18 protein-coding genes, 1 tRNA gene and 1 pseudogene are annotated in these 20,653 nt (G+C 60.9%); 13 read left to right on the top strand and 7 right to left on the bottom strand.

The features are described from left to right. Positions 1-4: 4 nt before the first annotated feature. Positions 5-1,999, bottom strand: a complete 1,995-nt coding sequence (mnmC, locus tag HCF10_RS22265; protein WP_167656421.1) for a bifunctional tRNA (5-methylaminomethyl-2-thiouridine)(34)-methyltransferase MnmD/FAD-dependent 5-carboxymethylaminomethyl-2-thiouridine(34) oxidoreductase MnmC — start codon at positions 1,997-1,999, stop codon at positions 5-7. 141 nt (positions 2,000-2,140) lie between these two features. Here mnmC and pap point away from each other — a divergent pair, with 141 nt between their 5' ends. From pap to HCF10_RS22250, 3 genes are all read left to right on the top strand, one after another. After that, positions 2,141-3,655: a polyphosphate:AMP phosphotransferase gene (gene pap / locus HCF10_RS22260; protein WP_131700394.1), complete on the top strand. Its 1,515-nt coding sequence runs from the start codon at positions 2,141-2,143 to the stop codon at positions 3,653-3,655. A 282-nt stretch (positions 3,656-3,937) separates the two neighbouring features. After that, a complete protein-coding gene (locus HCF10_RS22255) occupies positions 3,938-5,122 on the top strand; it encodes a thiolase family protein (protein WP_167656420.1) in 1,185 nt (394 codons plus the stop codon). A gap of 115 nt (positions 5,123-5,237) precedes the next feature. Beyond that, positions 5,238-6,194 (top strand): DMT family transporter, encoded by a 957-nt coding sequence (locus HCF10_RS22250; RefSeq protein WP_131700396.1) that lies wholly within the window; start codon positions 5,238-5,240, stop codon positions 6,192-6,194. Here the strand turns inward: HCF10_RS22250 and HCF10_RS22245 are convergent. After that, positions 6,191-7,573 (bottom strand): class II fumarate hydratase, encoded by a 1,383-nt coding sequence (locus HCF10_RS22245; protein ID WP_167656419.1) that lies wholly within the window; start codon positions 7,571-7,573, stop codon positions 6,191-6,193. The two genes, HCF10_RS22250 and HCF10_RS22245, sit on opposite strands and share 4 nt — an antisense overlap. 191 nt (positions 7,574-7,764) lie before the next feature. Here HCF10_RS22245 and HCF10_RS22240 point away from each other — a divergent pair, with 191 nt between their 5' ends. The 7 genes from HCF10_RS22240 (at position 7,765) to HCF10_RS22210 (ending at position 15,461) form a co-directional block, all read left to right on the top strand. After that, a complete protein-coding gene (locus tag HCF10_RS22240) occupies positions 7,765-8,283 on the top strand; it encodes a DUF2059 domain-containing protein (protein ID WP_003236690.1) in 519 nt (172 codons plus the stop codon). A 6-nt stretch (positions 8,284-8,289) separates the two neighbouring features. Next, positions 8,290-8,586 (top strand): BolA family protein, encoded by a 297-nt coding sequence (locus HCF10_RS22235; RefSeq protein ID WP_131700398.1) that lies wholly within the window; start codon positions 8,290-8,292, stop codon positions 8,584-8,586. Between the two features lie 118 nt (positions 8,587-8,704). After that, a complete protein-coding gene (gene trhO / locus HCF10_RS22230) occupies positions 8,705-9,646 on the top strand; it encodes an oxygen-dependent tRNA uridine(34) hydroxylase TrhO (protein WP_131700399.1) in 942 nt (313 codons plus the stop codon). A 36-nt stretch (positions 9,647-9,682) separates the two neighbouring features. After that, positions 9,683-10,285 carry a DsbA family protein gene (locus HCF10_RS22225; protein ID WP_178116745.1) on the top strand — a complete coding sequence of 201 codons (603 nt, stop codon included), beginning with the start codon at positions 9,683-9,685 and terminating at the stop codon, positions 10,283-10,285. Then, positions 10,278-12,080: an ABC transporter ATP-binding protein gene (locus tag HCF10_RS22220; RefSeq protein ID WP_131700401.1), complete on the top strand. Its 1,803-nt coding sequence runs from the start codon at positions 10,278-10,280 to the stop codon at positions 12,078-12,080. Before HCF10_RS22225 ends, HCF10_RS22220 begins: the two co-directional genes overlap by 8 nt. A 71-nt stretch (positions 12,081-12,151) precedes the next feature. Further along, a complete protein-coding gene (locus tag HCF10_RS22215; RefSeq protein WP_131700402.1) occupies positions 12,152-14,611 on the top strand; it encodes an EAL domain-containing protein in 2,460 nt (819 codons plus the stop codon). A 79-nt stretch (positions 14,612-14,690) separates the two neighbouring features. Further along, positions 14,691-15,461 carry a TenA family transcriptional regulator gene (locus HCF10_RS22210; RefSeq protein WP_205885841.1) on the top strand — a complete coding sequence of 257 codons (771 nt, stop codon included), beginning with the start codon at positions 14,691-14,693 and terminating at the stop codon, positions 15,459-15,461. A gap of 21 nt (positions 15,462-15,482) precedes the next feature. On the opposite strand, the gene HCF10_RS22205 is transcribed toward HCF10_RS22210, so the two are convergent. Beyond that, positions 15,483-16,409 (bottom strand): GGDEF domain-containing protein, encoded by a 927-nt coding sequence (locus HCF10_RS22205; RefSeq protein ID WP_167656418.1) that lies wholly within the window; start codon positions 16,407-16,409, stop codon positions 15,483-15,485. Between the two features lie 281 nt (positions 16,410-16,690). Then, entirely contained in the window at positions 16,691-17,833 is a 1,143-nt protein-coding gene (lldD, locus tag HCF10_RS22200) for an FMN-dependent L-lactate dehydrogenase LldD (RefSeq protein WP_145336461.1), read from the bottom strand. A 100-nt stretch (positions 17,834-17,933) separates the two neighbouring features. Between lldD and HCF10_RS22195 the strand changes: the two genes are divergently transcribed. The 3 genes and pseudogenes from HCF10_RS22195 to HCF10_RS22185 form a co-directional block, all read left to right on the top strand. Then, positions 17,934-18,857, top strand: a complete 924-nt coding sequence (locus HCF10_RS22195; RefSeq protein WP_131699856.1) for a LysR family transcriptional regulator — start codon at positions 17,934-17,936, stop codon at positions 18,855-18,857. 33 nt (positions 18,858-18,890) lie between these two features. After that, a tRNA-Asn gene (locus HCF10_RS22190) sits at positions 18,891-18,966 on the top strand. 122 nt (positions 18,967-19,088) lie between these two features. Then, positions 19,089-19,259: pseudogene (locus HCF10_RS22185) on the top strand (ParA family protein); the annotation flags it as partial. 243 nt (positions 19,260-19,502) lie between these two features. Here the strand turns inward: HCF10_RS22185 and HCF10_RS22180 are convergent. The 3 genes from HCF10_RS22180 to HCF10_RS22170 all read right to left on the bottom strand — a co-directional run bounded on the left by HCF10_RS22180 (position 19,503) and on the right by HCF10_RS22170 (position 20,653). Beyond that, positions 19,503-19,883 (bottom strand): rhodanese-like domain-containing protein, encoded by a 381-nt coding sequence (locus HCF10_RS22180; RefSeq protein ID WP_167656447.1) that lies wholly within the window; start codon positions 19,881-19,883, stop codon positions 19,503-19,505. Positions 19,884-20,020: 137 nt separating this feature from the next. Further along, positions 20,021-20,170, bottom strand: coding sequence for a hypothetical protein (locus HCF10_RS32125; RefSeq protein WP_167656417.1), 150 nt, complete (start codon positions 20,168-20,170; stop codon positions 20,021-20,023). Between the two features lie 42 nt (positions 20,171-20,212). After that, entirely contained in the window at positions 20,213-20,653 is a 441-nt protein-coding gene (locus HCF10_RS22170) for a group II truncated hemoglobin (protein ID WP_145336455.1), read from the bottom strand.

Below are 20,653 nucleotides of genomic sequence, written 5' to 3'. Positions count from 1 at the left end.
CCGCCTACGGGGCCGTTTTTGCAACGTTGCTGCGAACCAACGCGCGCACCGCAAAGCGATTCGGGTGGCAGGCCTCGGCGACGCTGCGGGGCAGAGGCAGCGGTTCGTTGTCCAGCCACGCCGCCAGCAACTCGCCGGACAGCGGCGCGGTGATCAGGCCTCGCGAGCCGTGGCCGCTGTTGAGGTACAGGCCGTCCAGCCACGGGCAGGTGGCCTGTGGCGTGTGGCGGGCATCTTTGCGTAGCGCGTCGTAGGCCCGGGCGAACGCCAGGGTGTCGGCCAGCGGCCCGACAATCGGCAAGTAGTCCGGGCTGGTGCAGCGAAATGCCGCGCGGCCTTCCAGCGTGTCTGCGGCAAGGTCGGCGGCGTGCAGGCGCTGTGCCAGGTCCGGGGAAATCTCTTGCAGTAGCTCAAGGTTTCCAGCGTGTTCGGCGGCGGTGGGGGTGAGGTCATCGTTGTTGAAATCAAAGCTGGCCCCCAGTGTGTGCTCGCCCAGCCGAGCCGGCGCCACATAGCCTTCGGCACACACCACGGTGGCCAGGGCCTGGCTGTCGGCGGTCTGGGGCAAGCGGGTGATCTGCCCGCGGATGCGCTTGAGGGGGAGCTCGGCGCTGGCGGCAAAGCGCTTGACCTCGGCCGCGCCGGCCAGCACCACCACGGGGGCGCTGGCCAGCAGGCGATCACCGTCCCATGCCTGCCATTGAGCGCCGACTTTGCGCAGTTCCAGCACATCATGGTGGGCGTGCACCTCGATGCCTGGCTGGCTTGCCTGCCACTGGCACAGTGCGGGCGGATGCACCCAGCCGCCCTCGGGGAAAAACAACCCACCATGCTCCAGGCCCACCCCGGCGCGAATCTGGGCCTGGTCGCGGTCCAGCAACTGCAGCAACGCTGGAGCGAACGCCTCGGCCAGTTTCGCCTGGCGTTCGGCCTCCTTGGCATTGAACCCCAGTTGCAGCACGCCACACCCGTCCCAATCCACGCCGCGTTGCAGGTGCTCGAGCAGGCGCCGGGTATGCCCGAACCCGCTCACAATCATCTGCGACAAGGCCGTGCCATGGGCGGACAGCTTGAGGTACAAAACGCCCTGTGGGTTGCCCGAGGCTTCCTGGGCCAGGCCGTCATGGCGCTCCAGCAGGCTGACCTGCCAACCCCGCGCCGCCAGGCTGGCCGCGCTGGCGCAGCCGGCCAGGCCGCCGCCGATCACCAGGGCGTGGCGCTCGCCGTTGTGTGCGGGCGGGCGCGCGAACCAGGGCTTGGCGGCGACCGGTGCCGGGGTCTCGGCCGGCCAGCCGAGAAACTCCCCGCGCAGGATTTCCCACTTGTGGCCGATGCCCGGCGTGCGCTTCATCTTGAAGCCGGCGGCATTGATCAGGCGCCGTACCCAGCCGGTGCTGGTGAAGGTGCTGATGGTCGAGCCCGGCGCGGCCAGGCGTGCCAATTCAGCGAACAGTTCGGCGGTCCACATCTCGGGGTTTTTCGCCGGGGCGAAACCGTCGAGAAACCACGCGTCGATCTGCGCATCCAGTTGCGGCAGTTGCTCCAGGGCATCGCCGATCAGCAGCGTGAGGGTGACGCGGCCGTTATCCAGCACCAGGCGCTGGAAGCCTTGGTGGATGGCGATGTATTGCGCTAGCAGTTGCTCGGCGAACGGCGCCAGCTCCGGCCAGAGGGCGAGGGCGCGTTGCAGGTCGACGGGGCTCAGCGGGTACTTTTCCACGCTGACAAAATGCAGGCGCGCGCCGGCCACTGCGTGTTGCTCGAACAACTGCCAGGCGCAGAGAAAATTCAGGCCGGTGCCGAAGCCGGTTTCGCCAATCACCAGACGCCCGACCGCCGGTAGTGCGGCGAAGCGTTCCTGCAAACGGTTCTGTTGGAGGAACACGTAGCGGGTTTCTTCCAGGCCCGATTGGTCAGAGAAGTACACGTCATCGAACACCCGCGAGTGCGGGCGACCTTGGTCATCCCAGTCGAGCTGGGCGTGGGTTACGGGATTCATGGGCGGCTCGGTAAAGGCAAGGCGGCCATTCTAGCCGATCAACAGGCGCGTCATTGATCCATGGCAAGCGGCAGTGGAATTTCCTGGCACGCCGCGCTGCCCAATCCGCTAGTCTTGCTGAATTCTGGAACGGAGCCGCCCATGTTCGAATCTGCCGAAATCGGTCACGCCATCGACAAAGACACCTACGACGCCGAAGTGCCGGCCCTGCGCGAAGCCTTGCTGGAGGTGCAGTACGAACTGCAACAGCAAAAGCGCTTCCCGGTGATCATCCTGATCAATGGCATCGAAGGCGCCGGTAAAGGTGAGACGGTCAAACTGCTGAATGAATGGATGGACCCGCGCCTGATCGAGGTGCGCACCTTCGACCAGCAGACCGACGAAGAACTGGCGCGCCCACCGGCCTGGCGCTATTGGCGCCAATTGCCTGCCAAAGGCCGCATGGGCATCTTTTTCGGCAACTGGTACAGCCAGATGCTGCAGGGCCGGGTCCACGGCGAGATCAAGGACGCGCGGCTCGACCAGGCCATCGCCGGTGCCGAGCGCCTGGAGAAGATGTTCTGCGATGAAGGCGCGCTGATCTTCAAGTTCTGGTTCCACCTGTCCAAGAAGCAAATGAAGGCGCGACTCAAGGCCCTGGCCGACGACCCGCTGCACAGCTGGCGCATCAGCCCGCTGGACTGGCAGCAGTCCGAGACCTACGACAAGTTCGTGCATTTCGGCGAGCGCATCCTGCGCCGTACCAGCCGCGATTACGCACCCTGGCATGTGATCGAAGGCGTCGACGCCAACTACCGCAGCCTCACGGTGGGCAAGATCCTGCTCGAAGGCCTGCAGAATGCCCTGAAGCTGCCCAAGGGCAAGGCCAGCGGCATGAACCCGGCACCGTTGCCGTCGTCCGTGGACCAAATGAGCTTGCTCAACAGCCTCGACATGACCCTGAGCCTGGACAAGGACGACTACGAAGAACAACTGATTACCGAGCAGGCGCGCTTCTCTGGCCTGATGCGCGACAAGCGCATGCGCAAGCACGCGCTGGTGACGGTCTTTGAAGGGAACGATGCGGCCGGCAAGGGCGGGGCGATCCGGCGGGTGGCGGCCGCGCTCGACCCGCGCCAGTACCACATCGTGCCGATTGCCGCGCCGACCGAGGATGAGCGCGCCCAGCCGTACCTGTGGCGGTTCTGGCAGAAGATCCCGGCGCGGGGCAAGTTCACCGTGTTCGACCGCTCGTGGTACGGCCGCGTACTGGTGGAGCGCATCGAGGGCTTCTGCACGCCGGCCGACTGGATGCGCGCCTATGGCGAGATCAATGACTTTGAAGAGCAATTGCGTGACGCGGGTGTGATCGTGGTCAAGTTCTGGCTGGCCATCGACAAGCAGACCCAACTTGAACGTTTCCAGGCCCGTGAGGAAATTCCCTTCAAGCGCTTCAAGATCACCGAAGACGACTGGCGCAACCGCGACAAATGGGACGACTACCGCGCCGCTGTGGGCGATATGGTCGACCGCACCAGCACCGAGGTCTCGCCGTGGACGCTGGTGGAAGCCAATGACAAACGCTGGGCGCGGGTCAAGGTGTTGCGCACCATCAACCTGGCCTTGGAGGAAGCGTTCGCCAAGGCTGACAAGCACGACAAGAAGAAAAAGAAATAACCACTTGCCTGGTGTTGTCCAGGATGCAGGCCTCTGTGGCGAGCGGGCTTGCCCCGCGTTGGGCTGCGAAGCGGCCCCAAAACCAGCCAATAAGGTCTGCCTGAAAGAACGCGGCGCCTGGGGCGGGGCCGCTTCGCGCCCCAACGCAGGGCAAGCCTGCTCGCCACAGGTTTATGTTCGTCCCCATGTTTTTGTATACGCCGGGTGAATGATCGTCGCGGTGGGGCAGGCCTGGATCTATCCTCGATCCATCTCCCCACAACGACAAGATCGAGGTAGCCCATGCGTGAAGTAGTGATCGTCGACAGCGTGCGAACCGGCCTGGCCAAATCCTTTCGCGGCAAGTTCAACCAGACTCGCCCGGATGACATGGCGGCCCATTGCGTCAACGCGCTGCTGACCCGCAACGGCATCGACCCGGCCAGTGTCGAGGATTGCATCGTCGGTGCCGGTTCCAACGAAGGCGCCCAGGGCTACAACATCGGGCGCAACGTGGCAGTGCTGTCGCAATTGGGTACCGGCACCGCGGGCATGACCCTCAACCGGTTCTGCTCGTCGGGTTTGCAGGCGATTGCGATTGCGGCCAACCAGATCGCGTCGGGCTGCAGCGAGATCATCGTTGCCGGCGGCGTCGAGTCCATCAGCCTGACCATGAAAAGCGTCAACACCGATAACCTGATCAACCCATTGCTCAAGGAACAGGTGCCGGGCATCTACTTCCCCATGGGCCAGACCGCCGAAATCGTCGCCCGCCGCTATAACGTCAGCCGCGAAGAGCAGGACCTTTATGCCCTGCAAAGCCAGCAGCGCACGGCTCAGGCTCAGGCGGATGGCTTGTTTGATGATGAAATCGTGCCGATGGCGGTCAAGTACAAGGTCGAGGACAAGCACACTGGCGCCGTACAAATCCTCGACGGCGTCGTTGATCGCGATGACTGCAATCGCCCGGACACCACGTTGGCCAGCCTGTCTGGATTGAAGCCGGTGTTTGCCGAAGACGGCTCGGTGACGGCGGGTAACTCGTCGCAGCTCTCCGACGGCGCCTCCATGACGCTGGTGATGAGCCTGGAGAAAGCCCTGGCGCTGGGGCTCAAGCCCAAGGCGTTCTTCCGCGGTTTCACCGTGGCCGGTTGCGAGCCGGATGAGATGGGCATCGGCCCGGTGTTCTCGGTGCCCAAGCTGCTCAAGGCGCGGGGCTTGCAGGTGGCGGACATCGACCTGTGGGAACTCAACGAGGCATTTGCTTCGCAGTGCCTGTATGCGCGCAATCGCCTGGAAATCGACAACGCCAGGTACAACGTCAACGGCGGCTCGATTTCCATCGGCCACCCGTTTGGCATGACCGGCTCGCGCCAGGTAGGGCATCTGGTGCGTGAGCTGCAGCGGCGTAATTTGCGTTATGGCATCGTCACCATGTGCGTGGGCGGCGGCATGGGCGCCACGGGGCTGTTCGAAGCCGTGCGCTAAGTTAAATGTGGGAGGGGACGTGCCCCCTCCCATAGGTAAGCAGCGCCATATCCCAATTCGTCCACTTGCCCCTAGAATGGCCGCTCCTCCACCTCTGGCATTTTCTGGGGCGCTCATGCACATCTCTTCCGGCCGCTGGGTCTACGGTTTTTTCCTGACCCTGCTGACCGCGCTGCTCTGGGGCATTCTGCCGATCAAACTCAAGCAAGTCTTGCAGGTGATGGACCCGATCACCGTCACCTGGTTTCGCATGGTGGTGGCCGGCAGTTGCCTGTTCGTGTACCTCGCCGCGACCAAGCGCCTGCCCAGTCGTAAAGTGCTCGGCCCCAAGGGCGGCTGGCTGGTGGCGATGGCGGTGTGCGGCTTGGTGGGCAACTACGTGTTGTACCTGGTGGGCCTGAAAGTGCTCAGCCCCGGTACTGCGCAACTGGTGGTGCAGATGGGGCCGATCTTCCTGATGATTGCCAGCGTGTTTGTGTTCAAGGAACGTTTCAGCGTCGGGCAGAGCGTGGGCCTGGTGGTGCTGATCGTCGGTTTCGGTCTGTTCTTCAACCAACGCCTGGAGGAGTTGCTGACGTCCCTCGGCGCTTATACCGCCGGTGTGCTGACGATCCTGCTCGCCACTTCGATCTGGGTGTTCTACGCCCTGGGCCAGAAGCAGTTGCTGACGGTATGGAATTCGCTGCAAGTGATGATGGTGATCTATCTGTCTTGCGCCGTGTTGCTGACGCCATGGGCGCATCCGCTGGAGGCTTTGGACCTGAGTCCGCTGCAAGGCTGGCTGTTGCTCGCGTGCTGCATGAACACACTGGTGGCCTATGGCGCATTTGCCGAAGCACTGGCCCACTGGGAAGCCTCGCGGGTGAGTGCAACCCTGGCACTGACGCCGTTGGTGACCTTTGTCGCGGTGGCGTTGGCGGCGTGGTTGTGGCCCCACTATGTGCAGGCCGAAGAGATCAATGCCTTGGGCTATTTCGGCGCGTTGGTGGTGGTCGTGGGGTCGGCGGCGGTCGCGCTGGCGCCGTCGTTGCTCGCCGGGCTCAAGGCCCGGCGGCTACGAATGGCGTCTTAGGCGCCCAGCATGTTTTCCGGGCGTACCCACTGGTCGAACTCTGCGTCGGTGAGGTAGCCCAGGTCCAGCGCTGCTTCCCGAAGGGTCAAACCTTCGGCGTAGGCCTTCTTGGCGATCTCTGCCGACTTGTCATAGCCGATGTGCGGGTTGAGCGCCGTGACCAGCATCAGCCCGCGCTCCAGGTGCTCGGCCATTTTCCCGGCGTCGGGTTCGAGGCCGGCGATGCAGTGCTCCTGGAAGTTATTGCAGCCATCGGCCAGCAGTCGGATCGATTCCAGCAGGTTGTGGATGATCACCGGCTTGTACACGTTCAACTGCAAATGCCCTTGGCTCGCCGCGATGCCGATGGTCACGTCATTGCCCAGTACCTGGCAGGCCAGCATCGACAGCGCTTCGCACTGGGTCGGGTTGACCTTGCCGGGCATGATCGAGCTGCCCGGCTCGTTGGCCGGCAGTTTTACCTCCGCAAGGCCGGCCCGCGGGCCGGAGCCCAGCAGACGCAGGTCGTTGGCGATTTTCATCAGGGCCACGGCCAGGGTTTTCAGGGCGCCGTGCAAGGTCACTATCGGTTCATGGCCGGCCAGCGCGGCGAATTTGTTCGGCGCGGTGACGAAGGGCAGGCCCGATAAGGCTGCCAATTCCGAGGCAATCGCCTCGCTGAAGCCATGGGGCGCATTGAGCCCGGTGCCCACCGCCGTACCGCCCTGGGCCAGCTCGCACACCTGGGGCAGGGCGCTGCGGATCGCGCGTTCGGCGTAATCGAGTTGGGCGATAAACGCCGAGATTTCCTGGCCGAAGGTGATCGGCGTGGCGTCCATCATGTGGGTGCGGCCCGTCTTCACCAGCTTTGCATGGCGTGCCGACAATTCCGCGAGTCCGCCGGACAGCGTATTGATCGCCGGCAACAACTGCTGGTGCACCGCTTGCACCGCCGCAATGCTCATGGCCGTAGGGAAGCAGTCGTTGGAGCTTTGGGAGCGGTTCACATGATCGTTGGGGTGCACCGGGCTTTTGCCGCCACGGGGCTTGCCCGACAGCTCGTTGGCACGGCCGGCAATGACCTCGTTGGCGTTCATGTTGCTCTGGGTGCCGCTGCCGGTTTGCCAGACGACCAGGGGGAACTGGTCATCATGTTGGCCATTGAGCACTTCGTCGGCGGCTTGTTCGATCAGGCGGGCAATGTCGGCGGGCAGGTCGCCGTTGCGGTCGTTGACCCGGGCGGCGGCCTTCTTGATCAGGGCCAGCGCGTGCAGTACCGCCAGGGGCATGCGCTGCTCGCCGATGGCGAAATTCACCAGCGAACGTTGGGTCTGGGCGCCCCAGTAAGCGTCATCCGGGACTTCCACTTCTCCCAGGCTGTCGGTTTCGATACGGCTCATCGGGCACACTCCTTCAGGTTCGTTTGCGCAGTTTAGGCCCTGATCAGCCTGGGGGGTTCCCTAAAAGACTTTTCATCGGATTCATTCACGGCAATCCGCGCCCGGTAAGGCTCGGGGTTGAGCCGCAGCGTTTTTTAGGCGCAGAATGGGCGCCCTTGGGGTCTTACCTCGCCTGCTAGAAAGGAAACTCGATGACTCGTCTTCGTGCCATCTGTACCGCGGTTGCTCTGGTTTGCGCCAGCGGCCAGGTTTTTGCCGATACCGCCAGCCACAACGCCAGTGCCGAAGCCTTCCTTACCCTGGCCCATGCCGACAAGCTGGGTACCCCGGTGTACATGCAAGTGCAGCAAATGTTCGCCCAGCGTTTCGAACAGACCAAGGCGCCTGCCGCCAAGCAGTCCGTACTGGACAGCTACCAGGCCAAGGCCAACGCCGCCCTGGACCAGGCCATCGGCTGGCCGAAGCTGAAACCGGACATGGTCAAGCTCTACACCACCAACTTCAGTGAATCCGAGCTCAAGGACCTGGTTGCTTTCTACCAGTCGCCACTGGGCAAGAAAGTCCTGGAGAAAATGCCGCAGCTGACCCAGCAATCGGCCCAGATGACCCAGGCCAAGCTGGAAAGTGCTGTGCCGGTGGTGAACAAACTGTTGGAAGACATGACCAACGAGCTGACGCCAAAAGCCGCTGCACCGGCCAAGAAGAAGTAAGCAGGAATGACCATGCAACAGCGTATCGAAACGGCGCTCGCCGCCCTGGACCCGGACCACTTGAGCGTGCTGGATGAAAGCCATATGCACAGCCGTGGGCTGCAGACCCACTTCAAGGCCGTGCTGGTCAGCCAGCAGTTCGAGGGGCTTAACCGCGTCAAGCGCCACCAGAAGGTCTACGCCACCCTGGGTGACCTGATGAGCGAATTTCATGCGCTGGCGCTGCATACCTACACGCCCGATGAATGGGCCAAAATCGACGCAGCCCCGGCCTCGCCGACCTGCGCCGGCGGGCATAGCTGATACGCGGGTGTTTCTAAAACCCTGCATTTGCTAGAATCCGCAACGCGCCGCTTAGCCGGCGCGTTTTTTTTGCATCCGGTTCACCCCTTACGAGGGTAGCCACCTGGAGAGAACACCCATGACTCAACCGATTGTCGTGGCGGCACTGTATAAGTTCGTCACCCTCGAAGATTACGTCGCCCTGCGCGAGCCATTGCTGCAGGCAATGGTCGACAACGGCATCAAAGGCACCTTGCTGATCGCCGAAGAAGGCATCAACGGCACCGTTTCCGGCAGCCGCGAAGGCATTGATGGCCTGATGGCCTGGCTGAAGAATGACCCGCGCATGGACGACATCGACCACAAAGAGTCGTACTGCGATGAGCAGCCGTTCTACCGCACCAAGGTCAAGCTCAAGAAAGAGATCGTGACCCTGGGCGTCGAAGGCGTCGACCCGAACAAGAAAGTCGGCACCTATGTGGACCCGCAGGACTGGAATGCGCTGATCAGCGACCCCGAAGTGCTGTTGATCGATACCCGCAACGACTACGAAGTGTCGATTGGCACCTTTGAAGGCGCAATCGACCCGAAAACCACCAGTTTTCGCGAATTTCCCGACTATATCAAAGCCAACTTCGACCCGGCCAAGCACAAGAAGGTCGCCATGTTCTGCACCGGCGGCATTCGTTGCGAGAAGGCGTCGAGCTACATGCTCAGCGAAGGTTTCGATGAGGTCTACCACCTCAAGGGCGGGATCCTGAAGTACCTCGAAGAGGTGCCGCAGGCAGAAACCAAATGGCAGGGCGACTGCTTTGTGTTCGACAATCGCGTCACTGTGCGCCACGACCTGAGCGAAGGCGACTACGATCAATGTCATGCCTGCCGCACACCGGTGAGCGTCGAAGACCGCGCATCCGAACACTATGTAGCTGGCATCAGCTGCCCCCATTGCTGGGATAAGCTGCCAGAGAAAACCCGCCGCAGCGCGATCGATCGGCAAAAGCAGATTGAGCTGGCCAAGGCCCGCAATATGCCGCACCCGATTGGCTTCAACTATAAGCAAACCCCTTCCGAGGCCTGACCCATGTCCGCGCGCCTGCTCTATGTAATGGATCCGATGTGTTCCTGGTGCTGGGGGTTTGCCCCGGTGGCGCAGGCGCTGGTTGAGCAGGCCCAGGCGGCCGGCGTGGACGTGCACCTGGTGGTGGGCGGCCTTCGCACCGGCAGCGGCGCGGCACTGGAACCGACCACGCGGCGCTATATCCTCGAGCACTGGCAGGCGGTCACCGACGCCACCGGCCAGCCGTTCAAGCGCGACGGCGCGTTGCCCGACGGTTTTGTCTACGACACCGAGCCTGCGTGCCGTGCCATTGTCACCGCGCGCAGCCTGGCGCCGGATTGTGCGTGGAAACTGCTGGGCCTGATCCAGCGCGCGTTTTATGTCGAGGGCCGCGACGTAACCCTCGCCAGCGTGCTGGTGGAGTTGGCGGAGGAGGCGGGCATCCCGCGCATCGAGTTTGCCGGCGAATTCGACCGTGCCGAGCAGCATGCCGCGACGGCCGCTGACTTCACCTGGGTCCAGGACCTGGGTATCGCTGGCTTTCCGACCTTGCTCGCCGAGCGTAACGGCCAGTTGGCGTTGCTGACTAACGGCTACCAGCCGCTGTCCGAGCTGTCACCGTTGTTGGGTCGATGGCTGGAGCGAGCAACCTGTGCATGACCAATCACCACGCACCGACCGACTGACCTGGGCGGAAATTCGCCGCCTGGCCCTGCGTCACAAGAAATCCCTGTGGATCGCCAATGGCGTCGCCGTGCTGGCGACGCTATGCAGCGTGCCGATCCCCTTGCTGTTGCCGTTGCTGGTGGACGAAGTGCTGCTGGGCCATGGCGATGCCGCGCTCAAGGTGATGAACCACGCATTGCCCCTGGTCTGGCAGAAAGCCGCCGGTTATATCGGCCTGATGCTGCTGATCACCCTGGCCCTGCGGTGTGGCGCACTGCTGTTTAACGTGGTGCAGGCGCGACTGTTTGCGCGTTTGGCCAAGGACATTGTGTATCGCATCCGCGTGCGTTTGATCGAGCGACTCAAGCGCATCTCCCTCGGCGAATACGAAAGCCTGGGCAGCGGTACGGTCACCACCCACCTGGTCACCGACCTGGACACGCTGGACAAATTCGTCGGCGAAACCCTCAGCCGCTTCCTGGTGGCCATGCTGACCCTGGTGGGCACCTCGGCGATCCTGGTGTGGATGCATTGGCAACTCGCGTTGCTGATCCTGCTGTTCAACCCGTTGGTGATCTACGCCACGGTGCAGTTGGGCAAGCGCGTCAAGCATCTGAAGAAGCTGGAGAACGACAGTACCTCGCGCTTTACCCAGGCCCTGACCGAAACCCTGGATGCCATCCAGGAAGTGCGCGCCGGCAACCGCCAGGGCTTTTTCCTCGGGCGCCTCGGCCAGCGAGCCCAGGAAGTGCGTGACTACGCCATTCATTCGCAATGGAAAACCGACGCTTCCAGTCGCGCCAGTGGCTTGCTGTTCCAGTTTGGTATCGACATCTTCCGTGCGGCGGCGATGCTCACCGTGCTGTTTTCCGACCTGTCCATCGGCCAGATGCTCGCGGTGTTCAGTTACCTGTGGTTCATGATCGGCCCGGTGGAGCAACTGCTGAACCTGCAATACGCCTACTACGCGGCGGGCGGGGCGCTGACGCGGATCAACGAGCTGCTGGCGCGCGCCGATGAGCCGCAGTACGCCGGCGGTGCAGACCCGTTCACCGGGCGCGAAACCGTGGGCATCGAAGTGCGCGGCCTGGACTTCGGCTACGGCGAAGACCTGGTACTCGACCAGTTGAACCTGGTCATCGCGCCCGGTGAGAAGGTGGCGATTGTCGGCGCCAGCGGCGGTGGCAAAAGCACCCTGGTGCAACTGTTGCTCGGGCTCTACACACCGCAGGCGGGCAGTATCCGTTTTGGCGGTGCCACCCAGCAGGAGATTGGCCTGGAGACCATTCGCGAGCACGTCGCGGTGGTGCTGCAACACCCGGCGCTGTTCAACGACACCGTGCGCGCCAACCTGACCATGGGCCGTGAGCGCAGTGACCAGGCTTGCTGGCAGGCGCTGGAAATCGCCCAGCTGGAGGCTACAGTCAAGGCATTGCCCCAGGGCTTGGACAGTGTGGTGGGGCGTTCCGGCGTGCGCTTTTCCGGCGGCCAGCGTCAGCGCCTGGCGATTGCGCGCATGGTCCTGGCCGAACCCAAGGTGGTGATACTCGACGAGGCCACGTCCGCTCTGGACGCCGCCACCGAATACAACCTGCACCAGGCGCTGGCACGGTTCCTCAGTGGGCGTACTACACTGATCATCGCCCACCGTCTGTCGGCGGTAAAACAAGCTGATCGAGTGTTAGTGTTTGACGGCGGTCATATTGCCGAGGATGGCGATCATCAGCAATTGATCGCCGATGGCGGTCTTTACGCCAAACTCTATGGGCACTTGCAGCAAGTACGTTGATTTAGCCTAGGCTGTGCTATCGGAAGTGGGTGTTTGCGTGCGTATTCAGCAGTGCATGTGCAAGGGACTTCATGAAGCAAAAGCGGACTTTCGGAACGCCTCGGTTACTGGGCATTGTCTGGCCCTTTATTGCCGTCGTGCTGTTCCAGGCATTGTTGGGTTGCGTCAGCCTCTACGTGCTTTCAGCGGTGCGTGGCTATGTGGCCGGCGAGAGCCTGTGGTCCAAGGGCCAGAAAGACGCCATCTATTACCTGACGCTGTACGCCGATAATCGCGACGCAGGCACATACCTCAAATACCAGCAGGCCATTGCCGTGCCCCAGGGCGGCCATGAACTGCGCATCGCCCTGGACAGTCCCAGCCCTGACCTGGCTGCCGCGCGCCTGGGTATCCTCAAGGGCGGCAACCACCCGGACGATGTTTCCAGCGTGATCTGGCTGTACCTGAATTTTCGGCATTTCAGCTACCTGGAAAAAGCCATTGAACTGTGGACCGTGGGCGATGGCTACCTGGTTCAGTTGGACGACCTGGCTCGCGAGATGCACCAAGCGATCAATGCCGACCATGTCAATCCCAACGATGTTCGGCAGTGGAAAGCCCGTATCACTGCCATCAACGAGGGTGTGACCCCAGCCGCCAAAGCCTTCAGCGACGCCTTGGGTGAAGGCTCGCGCATGATCCTGCGGTTGCTGCTGATCACCAACCTGGCGACGGCCCTGGGCCTGATTGTGCTGGCGCTGTTGCGTACCCATAAGCTGCTGACCCAGCGTCATGCGTTCGCCAATGCGCTGCAGGCCGAGAAGGAGCGCGCACAGATCACCCTGGAGTCGATTGGCGATGGGGTGATCACCACCGATGTCGACGGGACCATTACCTATATGAACCCGGCAGCCGAGGCCATGACCCACTGGAATTCGGCCCAGGCCCAAGGCCTGCCCCTGGCGGCACTGTTCAACCTGCTGGATGACGATGCACAGCCGGATGGCTTCACCCTGATCGAACACATCGTCAAGGGCCGGTTCAGGGGCGGCAGCGAGCATTCGAAAACCATCCAGCGCCTGGACGGCAGCACGGTCTCCGTCACCCTGGTGGGGGCGCCGATCCTCAGCGGCGGCAAGGTCAGCGGTGCAGTGCTGGTACTGCATGACATGACCCAGGAGCGTCAGTACATCGCCAACCTGTCGTGGCAGGCCACGCACGACGCTTTGACCGGCCTGGCCAACCGTCGCGAGTTCGAGTACCGCCTGGAACAGGTGCTGCACAGGGCAGGGCAGCACCAGGGCGGGCGACATGCATTGATGTTTCTCGACCTCGACCAGTTCAAGCTGGTCAACGACACCTGCGGCCATGCGGCGGGCGACGAGTTGCTACGGCATATCTGCGCGCTGCTGCAATCGGACCTGCGCGAAGGCGACACCCTGGCGCGCCTGGGGGGCGACGAGTTCGGCATCCTGCTGGAGAACTGTCCGGCGGCGGTGGCGGAAAAAGTCGCCGAGAGCCTGCGCCATACCGTTCAAAACCTGCATTTCGTGTGGAAGGGGCGGCCGTTCATGACCACCGTGAGTATCGGCCTGGTACACATATCGAGCACGCCGACCACCCTGGAAACCTCCCTGCGTGCCGCCGACATGGCGTGCTACATGGCCAAGGAAAAAGGCCGCAATCGCGTGCAGGTGTACCACGCCGATGACTCCGAACTGTCCCTGCGCTTTGGCGAGATGGCCTGGGTGCAACGCCTGCACATGGCATTGGAGGAGAACCGGTTTTGCCTGTATGCCCAGGAAATTGCGCCCCTGGGGTTGACCGACGGCGGCAATGGGCACATTGAAATCCTGCTGCGCCTGCACGACGAGGCGGGTCGGATCATTCTGCCCGACAGCTTCATCCCGGCTGCCGAGCGTTATGGTTTGATGACCTCCCTGGACCGTTGGGTGGTGGAGAACGTATTCAAGATCATTGCCCGCTGCATGCACGAGCACCCGGGCCGGCCTATGGCGATGTGTGCGATCAATCTGTCAGGCATTACGATTGGCGACGATGATTTTCTCGGCTTTTTACGTGAGAAATTCGAGGCTTACAGCATTCCGCCAGAAATGATTTGTTTTGAAATAACTGAAACAAGCGCTATTGCGAATCTGGGCAGTGCCATTCGCTTTATTAATGAACTCAAAGCCTTAGGTTGCTTCTTTTCCCTCGATGACTTCTGCGCCGGAATGTCCTCATTCGCGTATCTGAAACATTTACCTGTAGACTTCCTGAAGATCGATGGAAGTTTCGTAAAGGATATGCTGGACGACCCGATTAACCGCGCGATGGTCGAAGTGATCAACCACATCGGCCACGTCATGGGGAAGCGCACAATTGCCGAATTTGTTGAAACACTGCAGATCGAGCAGGCTTTGCTCGACATCGGTGTGGATTACGCTCAGGGCTACCTGATTGAACGACCGCAATTGTTTACCTTTGATAGCTTGCGTCGACCTGTGCGACCGCAGCCTCTGTTATTCAGGGCGCCCGGCACATTCCGCTGAAACATTTGCCGGTCTGTAAATCACACTTAAAAAGGAGCCTTAAATAGTGATCGACACATTCAGCAGAACCGGTCCGCTTATGGAAGCCTCAAGTTACCCCGCCTGGGCTCAGCAATTGATCCAGGACTGCAGCGAGAGCAAGCGCCGGGTTGTCGAACACGAACTGTACCAACGCATGCGTGACAACACGCTCAGCGCCAAAACCATGCGTCACTACCTGATCGGTGGCTGGCCCGTGGTGGAACAGTTTGCCTTGTACATGGCACAGAACCTCACCAAGACCAAGTTTGCCCGCCATCCAGGGGAAGACATGGCGCGACGTTGGCTGATGCGCAATATCCGTGTGGAGCTGAACCACGCGGACTATTGGGTCCATTGGGCGCGTGCCCACGGCGTCAGCCTCGAAGAGTTGCAGGCCCAGAACGTGCCGCCGGAGCTGCATGCGCTGAGCCATTGGTGTTGGCACACCAGCTCGGCCGATTCGTTGATTGTGGCTGTTGCCGCGACCAACTATGCGATCGAGGGCGCGACGGGAGAGTGGTCGGCAGTGGTGTGCTCCACCGGCGTATATGCGGCGGCCTTTCCCGAGGAAGACCGCAAGCGTGCGATGAAGTGGCTGAAGATGCACGCCCAGTACGACGACGCCCATCCTTGGGAAGCCCTGGAAATCATCTGCACCCTGGCCGGGATGAACCCGACCAAGGAACTGCAGGCAGAGTTGCGCCAAGCCGTGTGCAAGAGCTACGACTACATGTACCTGTTCCTGGAACGTTGCATGCGCCTGGAGAAAGAAAAACCTGCGAGCGCTGCTGTGCGTGAGCGCCCGTTGCGTGTCGCCAGCGAAGCGTGATGTAACGGGGATGGCGGGGTTTTACCCCGCCATTGCCAGGCGATTACGGCCTTCGCGCTTGGCCACGTACAAGGCGCTGTCGGCGCGGCGCAACAGGCTGTCGGCCGACTCAGCGGCCAGCAGGGTCGAACAACCGAGGCTCACCGTCAATTCGATCCGTGTTCCATCCGCCCAATAATCCTGGGCCTTTGCCGCCTGGCGCAGGCGTTCACCGACCATGGCCGCCGCATCCCGTCCGGTGTTGGACAGCAGGATCAGAAACTCTTCCCCGCCAAACCGAAACACCATGTCCACGTTACGCAACTGGCTCTTGATTGCCCCGGCGACCGTGCGCAATACGTTATCGCCGGCCGCATGGCCGTGGGTATCGTTGATGATCTTGAAGTGGTCGATGTCCAGCATCAGCAAGGACAGCGGGTTCAGGTGCCGACGCGCCATGTCGATTTCCCGTTGCAGGGTCTGGTCCATGGCAATGCGGTTGCCCGTTTCGGTCAACGGGTCGCGCAGGGCGCTGCGGGTGGCGGCGCGGTAGAGCAGGGCGTTGCGCATCGGGTAGAGCAGGGTCGACAGCAGTGATTCGAGCTGGCCGAGTTCCTCTTCCAGCAGGCGCTGGTTGCGGCGAAAGATCAGCTCGCCGAGGTGCTCGCCTTCGTGGCTCAGGCTGTAGCTCACCGAATGGTGGCCGCGGTGGCCGAACTCCAGGCGCAGGTCGCTGGTTTCGTGGCGATATTGCAGGGCATCCAGAGGTACCAGGCGCTGGATCTCACGGAAAAACACCGCGAGGAGGCGCTGCGGTTCCAGGCTGGTCTGCAATTGCATCCCCAGTTGCTGGCGAAGTTGTACGACGGTTGTCGGGCGGCGAGGTACGAGTGATGGCTGACCAAAGCCCAGGCGTTGCAATTTGGCACTGTCGAAGTCAACTGCGTTGGTCTGGGTTGGTGTTTTCATAAGCAAACGGCCTCTAAGCACTTAGCTGTCTTACAGGCTGGATGAGAGTGGCGAATGCCAGGCGTCTTACTGTTCCTTCAGTTCCGTAAAACATTGGAAACAGTTTAGACCGCTTTACCAGGGGTTATAACCCCTGGGCACTGCCACACGTCTTGTCATCGCTTGACCTGCTTGGAAGGTGTTAGAGCGAGATTCGTGCCATTTCGTTTAAATAAATAAAAGTCCTTACAAATCAAAGAGCGTTTTTAAAGTAAAAAACAGTCGTTAAGCAATGACGTCAGCTATTTGACTGATTGCACCAGCGTGCTGGAGTCAATCTGGTCAATGGACGTGACACCGGTCAACGTCATGGCCACACGCATTTCCTTGGCGAAGATGTCCAGCAGGTTCTCTACCCCGCGCTGACCATCGGCGGCCAGTGCATAGGCGGTGGCGCGTCCGAGCAGGCATGCCTTGGCGCCCAGGGCGAGCATGCGCACCACGTCCAGCCCGGAACGAATGCCGGAGTCCACCAGCACTGTCAGGTCATCGCCCACGACATCGGCAATCGGTGGCAAGGCCTTGGCAGTGGACAGCACACCGTCCAGCTGACGGCCGCCATGGTTGGAGACCACGATGCCATCGGCGCCGAAACTCACCGCGTCCTTGGCATCCTGGGGGTCGAGGATGCCCTTGATGATCATCGGGCCTTTCCAGAATTCGCGGATCCACTCCAGGTCTTTCCAACTGATGGAGGGGTCGAAGTTATTGGCCAGCCAGCCGATGTAATCTTCCAGGTGGGTGGGTTTGCCGAGGTACTTGGAGATATTGCCCAGGTCATGGGGGCGGCCCATGAGCCCTACGTCGAATGCCCATTGTGGCTTGGTGACGGCCTGCAACATGCGCCGCTGCGCCGCGAAAGGCCCGGACATGCCCGAGTGGGCATCGCGGTAGCGCGCCCCGGGCGTGGGCATGTCCACGGTGAACACCAGGGTGGTGACCCCAGCTGCCTGGGCCCGCTCCAGGGCATTGCGCATAAAGCCCCGGTCCTTGAGCACATACAGCTGGAACCAAATTGACTGCGGGCTCTGCGCCGCCACTTCTTCAATCGAACACACCGACACCGTCGACAGACAGAAGGGGATGCCCTTGTTCGCCGCCGCCTTCGCCGCCTGTACTTCGCCGCGCCGCGCATACATGCCGGTCAGGCCGACAGGGCTGAGGATGACCGGCATGTCCAGGGCCTGGCCGAACAGCGTGGTCTTGAGGCTGAGGTTATCGACATTGCGCAGCACGCGTTGGCGCAGGCTGATCTCGGCCAGGTCCGAACTGTTCGCGCGCATCGTGTGCTCGGCGTAGGCACCGCCGTCGATGTAGTCGAACAGGAAGCGCGGCAGCTTGCGTTTGGCCGCTGCGCGGTAGTCGGAGGCGGACGAGATAATCATTAAGCGTGTCTCCACAAGGCTGGGCGGGTCAGGATAGGCAAATATCTGTCATGATAAAAACAACTTTTATCGCTAGTAGTCAGTCGCTGAAGGAATACCTATGAACTTGAGAACGTTGCGCACGTTCGTCGAAGTGGTACGCCAGGGCGGATTCTCCCAGGCCGCCGAGGTAGTGGCCTTGACCCAATCCACGGTGAGCAAGGCGGTCAAGACTCTGGAAGAGGAACTCGGCATGCCGCTGCTCGACCGCCTGGGCCATCGCAACGAACTCACCGCCGCCGGTGAGATCGCCTACCGCCGCGCCCTGGTGCTGCTCGCCGAACACCATGACCTGGTCGCGGAGATCAACGACCTGCGCGGCCTCAAGCGCGGTGTGTTGCGCATAGGCCTGCCACCGGTGGGGTGTGGGGTGCTGTTTGCGACGATGTTTGCCACCTATCGCAGTCGTTACCCGGACATCGACATCGAACTCACCGAATACGGCAGCAAAAGACTGCGCGAGTGCCTGGAGGTGGGGGAGGTCGACCTAGCTGCATTGCTGCTGCCGGTCGATGCAGGCTTCGATTATCAGCCCGTGCGCAACGAACCGCTGATGGCCGTACTGCCCAGGAGCCACCCCTTGGCCCAACGTCAACGCATTGACTTCGCCGACCTGGCGGATTCGCCGTTCATCCTGTTCGAAGCCGGCTTCGCCCTGAACGCCAAGATTCTGGCCGCCTGCGAGCGCAAAGGCGTGATACCCCGCGTGGCGGCGCGCAGCGGACAGATCGACTTCATCGTTGACCTGGTCGCGGCCGGCCTCGGCGTCGCCTTCCTGCCGCGCATGTTGGCGCACAAGCACCAACACGCGGGCATCGCCCTGATCCCTCTCGACGAACCCCACACCGACTGGCACATCGCCCTGGCCTGGCGCGCCAGCGCCCACTTGCCACCCGCCGTGCGCGCCTGGCTGGAACTGGCCAAGGAGCAGCAGCTTTCAACCGGTCATCCGGATTCATCGTCCAGGATCTCAGGGAAGGCTTGACTTCTCCTTTTTAATCAGTAACATACGGCGCATTCCGCGATAGCTCAGTTGGTAGAGCAAATGACTGTTAATCATTGGGTCCCTGGTTCGAGTCCAGGTCGTGGAGCCAGATAGGAAAAGCCTGCAGCGATGCAGGCTTTTTTTTTGCCTTGGATTTTTCCGGGGGGATCAAAGCGCACAGCGTGACCTGCATGAAAGCATCTCAAATCCTACGATTCCGAGGTCAATATCATGAAAGTCACTGCGGTCGTTTCAACCAAAGGCGGGCCGGGTAAAACCACGGTTGGCGTTAATCTAGGCGCGTTCTGCGCCGATGCAGGGATCCGTACCCTGCTCATTGATCTGGATAATCAGCCGTCGCTTTCGTCGTTTTATGCGCTATCGCATGAGGCGCCCGGTGGAACCTGAATCGCCCCGGATTCCCTAGACACCTTGCAAGCTGATTTGTCAGAAATTGTGAAAAATACTGATCATGACGCACGTGGCATCACGTAGATGCGCGGGTACAAATTCAGCCTCTGTACTTATTAAAATACAGATAAAGCCTGGCTCTATATTCGAGAGATACACTACTTATCTAGACCAGACTTATCACGCTACCCCCTCTTGCCCTCAATAGCACCAAATCTATTTGGAACTATAGGATTAATCAAAGGTGGGCAGATACGGACCTACAATCGGCTTTCCTGCACTAACCCAGGCATCAAATCCGCCGCTGATCGACCTCACATGCAGGTAGCCCATATTTTTCATTGATGCGGCCGCCAGTGCGGCACGGCCACTTGTCTTGCAATAAAGCACAACTTTAAGCTCTCGAGAGCTTAGCGCGCTGTCGTTAGTAAGTTTAAATTCCAGCATGCCTCGCGACGCATGTATCGCACCTGAAATATGTCCAGCAGCATACTCATCCGCTTCACGCACATCGATAAGCACATCTGCATCCTGGATAGCCTGGTCTGCGTCTTTGATGGCGACTTCTTCGATCAGTGCTTTCGCCTCAGTTACTAGGTCATGGGCATTCTTTATCATGATATTTTAAAGATCCAATTAAGAGAGGTGATTATTCTGCTGGGTGAGACAGGATTGGAAAACCATCTGGGCATAGATACGCGCCAGATGATTACTCCGTTTATTTCAAGAAAACCCCGAAGAAGTTACAGCGACTAGGTCGAGTAGTGCCAATCGATCGTATCGTAACCTTCGGCGGCACGATTTTCGGCGGCCTCGGCAGTCTTCGGTGGCGGTACGATGACCGGTAAGCCAGGGCACCAGGTTTCGGGCGTAGCAATACTATTATCATCCGGTGTTTGCATGGCCGTTAACAACCGTACGGACACTGAAAATAAGCGCGACGCTCAGACGCGTGTCGCAATACCTGTATTTTGCCCATCAGTATTAATCATATGATCGGCCATTTCGGAAAACATACGTTGCAGCTTGCTATTTAGCGCTATGTCATTCACCTGCTCATCAATTGCCTGACGCATGCACAGCATCCATTCGTCGCGTTCAACAGTACCGACTGCAAAGGGGGCATGCCGCATGCGCAGACGCGGGTGGCCTCGCTCCAGTTGGAACAACGGTGGGCCGCCAAACCAGCCACTGAGGAACTTAAATAGACTGTCAGCACTGTCGGCGAGACTCGATGGATGCATCAGGCGCACCACTCGCGCTTCAGATAGCGTATCCATCAGCTCGTAAAAGCGGTTGACGAGTTTACGGACGCCTGATTCACCCCCTAACTGGAGATAAATACTAGCGCTGTCTTTATATGGGACACTCAAGAGTTCACTCAT

Source organism: Pseudomonas sp. B14(2022), assembly GCF_012030485.1.
Classification (GTDB): domain Bacteria; phylum Pseudomonadota; class Gammaproteobacteria; order Pseudomonadales; family Pseudomonadaceae; genus Aquipseudomonas.
This window is presented reverse-complemented; position numbering and strand designations above follow the sequence as displayed.